Source organism: Mesorhizobium sp. (assembly GCF_041661565.1).
Classification (GTDB): domain Bacteria; phylum Pseudomonadota; class Alphaproteobacteria; order Rhizobiales; family Rhizobiaceae; genus Mesorhizobium.
This window is the reverse complement of sequence record NZ_JBAZUD010000146.1, coordinates 1-12,001: the sequence shown is the minus strand read 5'-3', so window position 1 is coordinate 12,001 and position 12,001 is coordinate 1. Positions and strand designations below refer to the sequence as shown.

Sequence of the window (12,001 nt, the reverse complement as noted above, 5' to 3'; positions counted from 1 at the left end):
TGACGCGCATCCGCGCCGCGCAGGCGCCTGGCGGCTCCGGCGCGCTGCGCCTGGTCGCCGAACTCCTCAAGCGCACGCGTTCGGACGCCACGGTTTGGCTGTCGGATCCGACATGGCCGAACCACATGCCGGTGATGCGTGCCGCTGGCCTGCAAATCCGCGAATATCCCTATTTCGATGCCGCTTCGGGTGCCGTCCGTTTCGACGACCTGCTGGCGGCGCTGCGGACGGCCACCAGCGGCGACGTGGTGATGCTGCACGGCTGCTGCCACAACCCGACCGGAGCCAATCTGGACGCGGCGCAGTGGCAGGCGGTTACCGATCTGGTCGTCGAGCGCGGCCTGCTGCCGTTCGTCGACATTGCCTATCAGGGCTTCGGCGATGGCCTCGAGGCGGACGCCCTCGGCCTGCGGCTTCTGGCCGCGAAGGTCCCTGAAATGGTCGTCGCCTCCAGTTGCTCGAAGAACTTCGCCGTCTACCGCGACCGCGTCGGCTCAGCGATCATCCTGGCCAGGGATGGCGCCCAGGCCGACGTCGCGATGAGCCAGATGCTTTCGGCGGCGCGTGCCATGTATTCGATGCCGCCGGACCATGGTGCTGCCGCCGTTCGCATCGTGCTGGAAGACGACGCATTGCGCGCCGACTGGGAAGCCGAACTTGAGGAGATGCGCTTGCGCATGCTGAGGCTGCGTGTCCAGTTCGCCGAGGCATTGCGCCGGCGGTCCAACTCCGACCGCTTCGACTTCGTCGCCAGCCATCGCGGCATGTTCTCGCGCCTGGGTCTGACGGAAGCACAGGTCGAGCGGCTGCGCGCCGAGCACGGCGTCTACATGGTCGGCGACAGCCGCATCAACGTGGCGGGCCTGCCCGAGGACCGCATGGATGAACTCGCCAAGGCGATCGTCTCCGTGCTCGACTGACAAGGCTGGTCGCGCAGCTGTGGACAAGATACCGACGCTGGTCGACAGCATTGGCTGCGTGGCCACCAGCGGGATAGCATCACTTTATGACGCCATCGAAAGACATTTCGCGCCTGATCGAGATCATGGCGGCGCTGCGGGCGCCCCAGACCGGCTGTCCCTGGGACATCGAACAGGATTTCTCGACCATAGCGCCCTACACGATCGAGGAAGCCTATGAGGTGGCCGATGCCATCGCCCGCGGTGACCTCGACGATCTGCGCGACGAACTGGGCGATCTGCTGCTGCAGGTCGTCTACCACGCGCAAATTGCCGAGGAAGCCGGCGCATTCGCCTTCCCCGACGTGGTCCAGGCGATCACGACAAAGATGATCCGTCGCCACCCCCATGTGTTCGGTGACGAGAAGGCGCGCAGCGCCGGCATGGCCAAGGGCATGTGGGAAACGATCAAGGCGCAGGAGAAGGCTGAAAAGCGCAGCGCCCGCCTGGCGCGCGGGCTTGACCCCGAAGACAATGGCAAGGGCTTTCTGGACAGCGTACCGGTCGCCCTGCCCGCGCTGACGCGAGCGCTGAAGCTTCAGGAGAAGGCCGCGCGCGTCGGTTTCGACTGGAGCGAGGCCGCACCCATCCTCGACAAGATCGAGGAGGAGATCGGCGAATTGCGCGAGGCGCTGGCCAAGGGCGACACCGCCTCGATCAAGGACGAGTTCGGCGACATGCTGTTTGCCGTCGTCAATCTCGGGCGACACCTCAAGGTCGATTCCGAAGCAGCGTTGAGTGGCACCAACGAAAAATTCCGCACGCGTTTCCACTACGTCGAGCAGGCTTTGGAAAAAGCGGGTAACTCGTTGGAAAAAGCAAGTTTGGCCGAGATGGAAGCGCTCTGGCAGGAAGCAAAGACCGCGAAGTAGCGCGTGCCAAGCTGCCGGTGCTACCCCTGACTTTTGCGACGCAATCTGCTTTCGATCTCTTCGCGCGCGCTTGCCGTGGCCTTGAGTGAGATGGTGGTACCGCCATCGTCATTGTCAGTACGCGAGACCACGTCGCCGTTGCGGTAGAGCCAGTCGACAACGCCAAACTGAGCCGGCTCGATGGTCACCGTCAGGTCTTCCAACTCGCCCGCCATGCGCGTCTCGATGATCGCCTTCAGCGCATCGATCCCCTCGCCTGTCACCGCCGACACGGCAACAGGCGGCGCCTTGCTGGCATCGGCGCCATCGGCGAGCAGGCGGGTCCTGTTACCTTCGTCGAGCCGGTCGATCTTGTTCCAAACTTCGATGACCCGCTTGGGGTCACCAGCGTCGACGCCGAGGTCGGCCAGGATGCGCTCGACATCGTCGGCCTGGGCGGCCGTGTCGGGATCGGAAATATCGCGCAGGTGGATGACCAGATCTGCCTCGACCACCTCTTCCAGCGTCGCTCGGAAGGCCGCGATCAGGTGCGTGGGCAGGTCCGAGATGAAGCCGACCGTATCCGAGAGGATGATAGGGGTGCCGTGCGGCAGGCGCACGCGGCGCAGCGTCGGATCGAGCGTGGCGAAAAGCATGTCCTGTGCCAGCACGTCGGCTCCGGTCAGCCGGTTGAAAAGCGTCGATTTGCCCGCATTGGTGTAACCCACGATGGCGACCACCGGGAACGGCACCTTCTTGCGCTTGGCGCGGTGCAGGTCGCGGGTGCGGCGCACGGTTTCCAGCTCGTGCTTGAGCTTGATGATCTTTTCTTGCAGCTGCCGACGGTCGGATTCGATCTGGGTTTCGCCAGGACCACCCAGGAAGCCGGCACCGCCACGCTGGCGTTCCAGATGGGTCCAGCTACGGACCAGACGGCCCTTCTGGTAGTTGAGGTGGGCAAGCTCGACCTGCAGCGTGCCTTCCTTGGTGCGGGCGCGCTCTCCAAATATCTCCAGGATCAGCCCGGTGCGATCCAGCACCTTGGCGTTCAGCTGCTTTTCCAGATTGCGCTGCTGCACTGGCGTTAGCGGATGGTCGACGATGACCAGCTCCGCATGGCCTTCCCTGACGATTTCGGCGAACTCCTCGACCTTGCCGCTACCGAGCAGGGTCGCCGGGCGCGGGTCGTTGACGGTCACCACCGCCGTATGGATCGGATCAAGGTTGATGGCGCGGGCGAGGCCGACGGCCTCGTCGCGGCGGGCGTCAGCGGATCGCGTCAGCCGCGGGCGGTTGGTCTCGTCGTCGCCGCGCGGCTGGCGGGTAAGCACGGGCACGATGACGACAGCCCGGGTCGGACCCTTGGCTTCCGTCCCGGGATGATGGGTTGGTTTGCCGCGGACCGTACCGTCCGCGTCTTTCTCACGTGCCAATCAGGCGCCCTGGCTTTCCTCGCCATCGAACATCTGAACCGGCTGGCTCGGCATGATCGTGGAAATGGCGTGCTTGTAGACGAGCTGGGAGTGGCCGTCACGGCGCAGCAGGACACAGAAGTTGTCGAAGGAAGTGACCACGCCGGTCAGCTTCACGCCGTTGATCAGGAAGATGGTGAGTGGGTTCTTGCTCTTGCGAACTGAATTCAGGAACAGGTCCTGAAGGTTTTGCGATCGTTCCGCCATTGTTCTTGCTTTCGCCGATCCCCTTCGGTTTGCAAACCAATGCGCCAAATTGTCCGGCACATGTCAAGCTCGCAAACACCATCTTGTCGTCAGTAACGACAAGCAGAACGAGATATATTGATGTTCATTCCACCTGTGCGGTTATCAGGCTGGACTTTTTTCCGCAACGTCAAAAAATGCCTGTCGCAACGAAAGTGTTACCGAACCGGGATGTCCATTAGCCACCGCATCACCGTCGATGGTCACGACCGGCATGGCGATGGTCGTGGCGGAACTGATGAACGCCTCGCGCGCCGACTTGGCCTCGGCAACCGAAAAGCCGCGCTCTTCGATTTTGAGCCCGAGCTTGGCGGCCACTTCGAACATGGTGGTGCGGGTGATGCCGCGCAGGATGCCGTGCTCGGCCGGCCTGGTTACGAGCACCCCATCGCGTGTGACGATCCAGGCATTCGACGAGCCGCCTTCCTTGACGTTGCCGTCTGTGTCGACGAACCAAGCCTCCTGCGCGCCTGCTTCCCTCGCCTTCTGCTTGGCCAGCACATTGGGCAGCAGCCCCACGGTCTTGATGTCGACCCTGTCCCACCGGTTCTCCGGCACGGTGATGACGGCGATGCCGGTTTCGGCGCGCTTGGCCCCTGCCGTCGGATCGGCTTTCTTGGCGGTGACGACCAGGGACGGCCTGGTATCCGCCGACGGGAAGACGAAATCGCGGCTGGCGACGCCGCGCGTGACCTGGACATAGACCAGGCCGTTGACGACACGGTTGCGGTTGACCACCTCGCGCAGGATGAACGGCAAAACACCGCGCGTGACCGGCCAGGAGATCGACAATTCGGACAGCGAGCGGTTCAAGCGCGCGAGGTGGCGCGGCATGTCGACGATGAAGCCCCGCGCCACCTCGCAGACCTCGTAGACGCCGTCGGCGAACTGGTATCCCCTGTCCTCGATGTGCACGGAAGCGTCCGCATGGGCGACGTAGCGCCCGTTGACATAGGCTATGCGCGGCATTGGCGACCCCTGGAAAACCACTGGGCTTTCTTATGCGATTCCGCGGTCGCCGTAACCGCCAAATGGTTGGCACAAGCGCGCTGGTTGGCCGTCACGCGGGTCAGACCCCCAGTGACTTCAGCTTGCGGTGCAAGGCGGAGCGCTCCATTCCGATGAATTCGGCGGTCTTCGAGATATTGCCGCCGAACCGGTTGATCTGGGCGATGAGATAGTCCTTCTCGAACTGTTCGCGCGCCTCGCGCAGCGGCAGCGCCATGATGTGCTGGTCCGACTGGTTGGGCGTTCGCGGCATGACGTCGCCGATCTCGGCCGGCAACAGATCGGCGGTGATCGGCGCGTCGACATCGTCGCCGCGCGCCAGGATCATCAGCCGCTCGACATTGTTGCGCAGCTGGCGGACATTGCCCGGCCAGTTGTGCGCCTGCAGCACGGCCAGCGCGTCGTCGCCGATTCGGCGCGGCTTGATCCCGGCTTGGCGGGCGATCTGCTTCATGAAATTGTCGACGAGATAGGGAATATCCTCGCGCCGCTCGGCCAGTCCCGGCACCATCACCGGAACCACGGCGAGGCGGTGGTAGAGGTCCTCGCGGAAACGCCCGTCGGCGATCATCGCCTCGAGATTCTGCGAGGTCGAGGAGATGATGCGGACATCGACCTTGACCCGCTTGGTGCCCCCTACCCGCTCGAACTGCTGCTCGACCAGCACGCGCAGGATCTTGTTTTGCGTCTCGCGCGGCATGTCGGCCACTTCGTCGATGTAGAGGATGCCGCGATGGGCCTCTTCGAGCGCGCCGACCTTGCGCTCGACACCGTTGGACTCGGTACCGAACAACTCGACTTCCATGCGTTCGGGCGTGATGTTGGCGGCGCTCAGCGTCACGAATGGCGCCGTCTTGCGTGCCGACAGCGTGTGGATGGCGCGGGCGGCCAGTTCCTTGCCCGAACCGGAAGGACCGATGATCATGACGCGGCTGTTGGTTGGCGCGACGCGCTCGATGGTCTGGCGCAGCTGGCTCATCGCCGACGACATACCGATCAGATCGAAAGTCTCGCCGCTGCGCTGCTTGAGGTCGGAAACCTCACGCCGCAGCTTAGAGGTCTCGAGCGCACGTTCGGCGATCAGGATCAGCCTGTCGGCCTTGAACGGCTTCTCGATGAAGTCGTAGGCGCCGCGACGGATGGCGGAGACCGCCGTTTCGATGTTGCCGTGGCCGGAGATCATGACCACCGGCAAGGTCGGGTGCATGGTCTTGATCTCGTCCAGCAAGGCCAGCCCGTCGAGGCGCGAACCCTGCAGCCAGATGTCGAGGAAGATCAGCCGCGGCGCCCGGTCGGCTATCGCCGCCAGAGCGCTGTCGGCATCGAACGCCGTGCGGGTTTCGTGACCTTCGTCGCTCAGGATGCCCGCGACGAGTTCACGGATGTCTTCCTCGTCATCGACGATGAGAATATCAGACGCCATTACCGACCTTTTCAGTTTCTCGTTCGTTCTCGGCCCTGCTTTCGCCGCGCGGAGCGACGGTGGCGGCGGGCGGCAGGATGATGCTGATCATCGCGCCGCGCCCATTGTGGAAATCGGCCGGCGCGTCATGGAGTTCCAGCCTGCCGCCATGGTCTTCCACGATCTTCTTGACGATAGCGAGGCCGAGCCCGGTGCCCTTCTCGCGCGTGGTCATATAGGGCTCGAGCAACCGTTGGCGATTCTCGCGCGGCAGGCCTTTGCCATTATCGATGACGTCGATTCGGATGGCCCCATTCTGACGCCCCGCTTGAATCCGGATTATGCCGTGCGAACCGTCCTTCTGTTCCAGCCCATCGATAGCCTCGGCGGCGTTCTTGATCACATTGCCGAAAGCCTGCGCCATCAGGCGGCTGTCGAAGGTGCCCTTGAGCGGCTCGCTACCGAACATGCGTTCGAAAGCGATATCGGCGCGGCTGACTTCGACCAGGAAGGACGCCTCGCGCAGCGATTCGCGAAGGTCTATGGCTTTCATCTCGGGCTTGGGCATGCGTGCAAAGGCCGAGAATTCGTCGACCATGCGACCGATATCCTCGACCTGCCGGATGATGGTGTCCGTGCACTGATCGAAAATCTCGCGATCCTCGGTGATGACCTTGCCGAAGCGGCGCCTGATGCGCTCGGCCGACAGCTGGATCGGCGTCAGCGGATTCTTGATCTCGTGGGCGATGCGCCGCGCCACGTCGGCCCAGGCCGACGAGCGCTGGGCCTGGACCAGGTCGGTGATGTCGTCGATCGTCACGACATAGGATTTTTCCTCGGAGCCGCTGTCGCCGGCCTCGATGGTGATCTGCACGTTGAAGGTCCGCTCGGCGCCGGCGCGATAGAAGGTCACCTGCTCGCGGTAGACAGGCTTGCCGGACTTGCGGCCGATCTCGAAGACCCGGCCGACATGTGGCAGCACGGCGGAGAGGTTCTCTCCAAGCGCCGCGCTGGCGGATATGGCGAGCATCGATTCGGCCGACCGGTTGACGATGGTGACGATGCCGTAGGGATCGACGCCGATGACGCCGGCGGTGACGCCGGCGAGCACGGCTTCCGAAAAGCGCCGCCGCTCGTCGATCAGGTCCTTGGCCGAAAGGATCTCGTTGCGCTGCGATTTCAGTTCCAGCAGCATCTTGTTGAACGTATCGCCGAGCGAGGCGACATCGCCGTCCGAGGGCCTGACGGGAACCGCCACGTCGAGATTGCCGGTGGCGACCTCGTCGGCGGCGCCGATCAACTGGCGGATGGGGCGAACCAGGCGGTCGGCGACAGCGATACCGGTCCAGATCGCCGACAGGATGATGATGAGCGTCAGCGACAGATAGGGCAGCGCGAAGGCCACCTGCGAGGTGCGGCGATTGTCTTCGAGGCCCCGATATTCGTCGGTGTTGGACCTGACGATCTGCCGTGCCTTGATCACCTCCGGGTCGACGAGGCGGATGGTGTAGAGGTAGAGGCCTTCGATCTCACGCAGCTTGACAATGGCGCCCATGATGTTGCGCGTCTTCGGCTCGATGAGAACCGGCTTGCCGTCGGCCGCGCTGGATACCGCACCCTCCGGCGGCTCCGGCATGGCGAAATTCGTATCCGTCTTGGCGCTCATCACGAACGACCCGTCGGGCTTGATCAGCGCGGCGTGAGCCAGCGACCGGCCGACGGCTTCCTTGTTCATCAGGTCGAGAAAGCCGGTGCGATCGAGCCCGTAGAGAGTTCGCGATGCATCGAGATCGTAGGCCATCGACAGGGTGGTGCCTTGCAGGTTGCGGGCGTTTTCCTGGACATAGGCGTCGGCGATCGACAGCGATGAATTGACGATCGTCTTGGTACGGATCTCGAACCAGCGGTCGAGGCCGATGTCGAGCGTGATGGACGCGATGATGGCCACCATGATGGCGGGGATGGCGGCCACCAGCGCGAACATGGCGACGATGCGCACATGCAGCCGCGAGGCCGCCTTGCCGTGCCGCCTCGCCATCAGGATGCGGTGGACCTCGCGTCCGACAAGCGCGATGAGGAACAGGACAAAGGCGGCGTTGAGGGCGATAAGCGCCAGCGTCGTCGATTCGTTCGGCGTGATCGGTGTGGCGCCGACCAGGATGGTGAACGAGATTGCCGCCGTCACCAGCGCGCCGGCGACCGCGATCACGCCTGGCAGCGCAAGCAGCCGGCGCCCGTCGCGCGTGGCGGGTTCGCTGAAGAGCGGTTCGTTGCGTGTCGATGCCTGCGAAGCCATGTCGCCGTCTAGAGCCATTGATTGCGTCGGATGTATGCAACGCATTGTGGCGATTATGCAACAAGTGTGACCCGCAGGGAAATCTTTCGCCGTCTAGTCCCCTGAAAAGAGGCCGGCTCAGGACTGGCGCGATGATTTGTAGACGTTGACGCCGAGCTCGCGAATCTTCTTGCGCAGCGTGTTGCGATTCAGGCCCAGCAGTTCCGCGGCCTTGATCTGGTTGCCCCGGGTTGCGGTCATCGAGGCGAGCACAAGTGGGTATTCGACCTCGGACAGGATGCGCTGGTAAAGGCCTGCTGGCGGCAATTCGCCGGCAAACGAAGCGAAGTAGCGTTGCAGGAAATGTTCGACCGCCTGGCCGATGGAGAGGTCGTCGGGAATGAGGTTGCCGCCACCCGGCACGACCGGGCGTTCGCCGGTCTTGAGCTCGGCCTCGATGATCTCGGCCGAAATCTCGTCTTGCGAATAAAGCGCGGCCAGCCTGCGAACGAGGTTTTCCAACTCGCGCACATTGCCCGGCCACGGGTAGCGCTTCATCAACTCGATCCCGCCGGACGAGATGCGCTTGGTCTGCAGGCCTTCCATTTCGCCGAGCTTGAAGAAGTGGCGGACGAGGTCGGGCACATCCTCGGACCGCTCGCGCAGCGCCGGCAGCCTGAGCGGCACGACGTTCAGACGATAGAAGAGGTCCTCACGGAAAAGCCCCTGGTTGATCAGCGTGCGCAAATCCTTGTTGGTGGCGGCGACGATGCGCACGTCGGTCTTGATCGGGGTCCGTCCGCCGACCGTCGTGTATTCGCCCTGCTGCAGGACGCGCAACAGCCGCGTCTGCGCCTCCATCGGCATGTCACCGATCTCATCGAGGAACAGCGTGCCGCCCTCGGCCTGCTCGAAGCGGCCGGTGGAGCGGTTCTGCGCCCCGGTGAAGGCGCCCTTCTCGTGACCGAAAAGCTCCGATTCGATCAGGTCGCGGGGGATCGCCGCCATATTGATGGCGACGAAAGGACCGCCACGACGGCGGCCATATTCGTGCAGGGCGCGCGCCACCAGTTCCTTGCCGGTGCCGGATTCACCCGAGATCATCACCGTCAGGTCGGTCTGCATCATGCGCGCCAGCATGCGGTAGATGTCCTGCATGGCCGCCGAGCGACCCACCAGCGGCATCGCGTCCGGCTGTTCTTCCGGCCGCGGGTCGATCTTCGGGCGCCGCGGCTCCGACAGCGCGCGGTTGACGAAGTTGAGCAGTTCGGTCAGGTCGAACGGCTTCGGCAGATATTCGTAGGCGCCGGTCTCCGATGCGCGAATCGCGGTCATGAACGTGTTCTGGGCGCTCATGACGATTACCGGCAGTTCCGGCCTCGCCTTCTTGATGCGCGGCAGCATGTCGAAGGCGTTCTCGTCCGGCATCACCACGTCGGTGATGACCAGATCGCCCTCGCCGGCCGCCACCCAGCGCCACAATGTCGAGGCGTTGGAGGTGACGCGCACCTCGTGGCCGACGCGCGAGAGCGCCTGGTTGAGAACCGTGCGGATCGCCGCATCGTCGTCGGCGACGAGAATATTGCCGCGAACCGTCATTTGCGGTCTCCTTCACCGTCGTCGTCGAGTGCGAATGGTGTTTCTTTCCAGGCCGGCATCAGGATTCGAAAGGTGGTCCCGCGCGGCGTCGATTCGCATTCGATGATGCCGCCATGCTCGCCGACGATCTTGGCGACCAGCGCCAGCCCCAACCCCGAACCGTTCGGCTTGGTGGTGATGAAGGGGTCGAACAGGATCGGCAGGATATCCTCGGAAACGCCCGAGCCGTTGTCGCGAACGCAGAATTCCAGCGGCAGCGACACGCGGTCCTGCGTGCCCGGCACGGAAACGCGGATGCCCGGGCGGAAAGCGGTCGACAGCACGATTTCGCCCTGCGGATCGCTGCCGATCGCTTCGGCGGCGTTCTTGACCAGGTTGAGGAAAACCTGGATCAGCTGGTCGCGGTTGGCGAACACTGGAGGCAATGAAGGATCATAATCCTCCAGGATCTTGATTCTCTTGGCAAAACCGTTCCTGGCGATCGCCTTTACGTGGTCGAGCACGACATGGATGTTGACGGGGTAGCGATCGATCGGCCGCTCGTCGGAAAACACTTCCATGCGGTCGACCAGCGACACGATGCGGTCCGTCTCGTCGGTGATCAGCCGCGTCAGCGCGCGGTCTTCGTCGGACGCGGAGAGTTCAAGCAATTGTGCCGCGCCACGGATGCCCGAGAGCGGGTTCTTGATCTCGTGGGCGAGCATAGCCGCCAGACCGGTCACCGAGCGCGCCGCCCCCCGATGCGTCATCTGCCGGTCGATCTTGTCGGCCATCGACCGTTCCTGGAACATCACCACCACGGAGCCCGGAAATTCCGTCACCGGCGCGACATAGAGATCGACGACCTTTTCGATGCCGAGGCGCGGCGAAGACACGTCGACGCGATATTCGTTGACCGGAGCCCGGCGCTCGCGCACCTGGTCGACGAGGGTCAGCAGCGGGCTGCCGAAGGGAATGAGTTTCGACAGCGTGTTGCGCGCCAGCATCGTCGCGCTGGAGCGAAAGAAGTCCTCAGCATCGGCGTTGGCGAAGGTGATGAACCCTTCCTCGCTGATCATGATCACCGGGCGGCGTATGGTGTTGAGCACGATCTGGGCGGCGTCAGCCATCTGGGCTCCCTGGCCGGCGGCGGCGCTCATGCGGCGCTCCGCAGGTCCAGCGATGGCCGATCGCGCGAAAACACGTCGCGCAGCAAGGCAATGACCCGGGCGGGATCGACTGTGGTGAGGATGGCTTTCCGGCGGTCTGCAGTGGCGTCGACAGCGTGACGGTCGAGATACCAGCCAAGATGCTTGCGCGCCTGGCGTAGGCCGCTTTCGACGCCATAGAGCGCCAGCATGTCCTCGTAGTGGGCAATGACGTAGTCGGCCAGCGCCTCGGACGTCGTTGGAACATTCGCGGCCTGCTCGCCCGAAACCGCCGCCGCGATGGCCCCAGCGACCCAGGGAGCGCCATAATGCGCGCGGCCGATCATCACGGCATCGGCGCCGGATTGATCGAGCATGGCGGCGGCCTCCGTCGGCGAGCAGACGTCGCCATTGGCAACGACCGGTATGGACACCGCCTCCTTGACCCGGGCGATGGCGCGCCAGTCGGCCTTGCCCTGATAGAACTGGCAACGCGTCCGGCCATGCACGGTGACCATTCTCACGCCGGCCTGTTCGGCGCGGCGCGCCAGCATCGGCGCGTTGAGGGCGCCTTCGTCCCAGCCGAGCCGCATCTTGACCGTCACCGGGACCTCGACGGCGCCGACCACGGCCTCGATCAGCGACAGCGCATGGTCCAGATCCAGCATCAGGGCAGAGCCCGCATAACCGCCGGTGACCTTCTTGGCCGGGCAGCCCATGTTGATGTCGATGATATCCGCGCCCTCGCCCGCCGCGATGCGCGCGGCTTCGGCCATGTGCGATGCTTCGCGGCCGGCGAGCTGCACCATATGGACGGGCAGGCCGGAATGACGTATGCGCAGGTCAAAGCCCGCCCTGCCCTTTGCGAGTTCGCCGCTCGCCACCATTTCGGAGACGACCAGGCCGGCGCCATGCGCATGCGCCCGCTGCCGGAACGGCAGGTCGGTAATCCCCGACATCGGCGCGAGGAATACGCGATTGCGGATTTTCACGTCGCCGACGTAGAATGGCGACGCCAATTTGCCCGTGTCAAGCATGCACAAAAACCAAGCATATCCATTC

Annotated in this window: 10 protein-coding genes; 2 read left to right on the top strand and 8 right to left on the bottom strand. The window is 64.1% G+C overall.

The features are described from left to right. A partial coding sequence (locus WC739_RS21080) for an aromatic amino acid transaminase (RefSeq protein ID WP_372954939.1) occupies window positions 1–920 on the top strand: 920 nt, incomplete at its 5' end. Between the two features lie 86 nt (window positions 921–1,006). Continuing rightward, on the top strand, window positions 1,007–1,831 hold the full coding sequence (gene mazG, locus WC739_RS21075; protein WP_372954938.1) for a nucleoside triphosphate pyrophosphohydrolase: 825 nt from the start codon (window positions 1,007–1,009) through the stop codon (window positions 1,829–1,831). Between the two features lie 20 nt (window positions 1,832–1,851). Here mazG and hflX read toward each other — a convergent pair whose 3' ends face one another. From hflX to dusB, 8 genes are all read right to left on the bottom strand, one after another. Next, on the bottom strand, window positions 1,852–3,243 hold the full coding sequence (gene hflX / locus WC739_RS21070; RefSeq protein WP_372954937.1) for a GTPase HflX: 1,392 nt from the start codon (window positions 3,241–3,243) through the stop codon (window positions 1,852–1,854). Next, window positions 3,244–3,489 (bottom strand): RNA chaperone Hfq, encoded by a 246-nt coding sequence (gene hfq, locus WC739_RS21065; protein WP_006202172.1) that lies wholly within the window; start codon window positions 3,487–3,489, stop codon window positions 3,244–3,246. A 144-nt stretch (window positions 3,490–3,633) separates the two neighbouring features. Beyond that, on the bottom strand, window positions 3,634–4,497 hold the full coding sequence (locus WC739_RS21060; protein ID WP_372954936.1) for a D-amino-acid transaminase: 864 nt from the start codon (window positions 4,495–4,497) through the stop codon (window positions 3,634–3,636). 100 nt (window positions 4,498–4,597) lie between these two features. Next, window positions 4,598–5,959: a sigma-54-dependent transcriptional regulator gene (locus tag WC739_RS21055; protein WP_372954935.1), complete on the bottom strand. Its 1,362-nt coding sequence runs from the start codon at window positions 5,957–5,959 to the stop codon at window positions 4,598–4,600. Next, window positions 5,949–8,234, bottom strand: coding sequence for an ATP-binding protein (locus tag WC739_RS21050; protein ID WP_372954934.1), 2,286 nt, complete (start codon window positions 8,232–8,234; stop codon window positions 5,949–5,951). The genes WC739_RS21055 and WC739_RS21050 overlap by 11 nt, the downstream gene beginning before the upstream one ends. Window positions 8,235–8,351: 117 nt before the next feature. Next, window positions 8,352–9,812, bottom strand: coding sequence for a nitrogen regulation protein NR(I) (gene ntrC, locus WC739_RS21045; protein WP_372954933.1), 1,461 nt, complete (start codon window positions 9,810–9,812; stop codon window positions 8,352–8,354). Continuing rightward, window positions 9,809–10,951 (bottom strand): nitrogen regulation protein NR(II), encoded by a 1,143-nt coding sequence (locus WC739_RS21040; RefSeq protein WP_372954932.1) that lies wholly within the window; start codon window positions 10,949–10,951, stop codon window positions 9,809–9,811. The genes ntrC and WC739_RS21040 overlap by 4 nt, the downstream gene beginning before the upstream one ends. After that, window positions 10,948–11,976, bottom strand: coding sequence for a tRNA dihydrouridine synthase DusB (gene dusB / locus WC739_RS21035; RefSeq protein ID WP_372954931.1), 1,029 nt, complete (start codon window positions 11,974–11,976; stop codon window positions 10,948–10,950). Before dusB ends, WC739_RS21040 begins: the two co-directional genes overlap by 4 nt. Window positions 11,977–12,001: the final 25 nt, after the last annotated feature.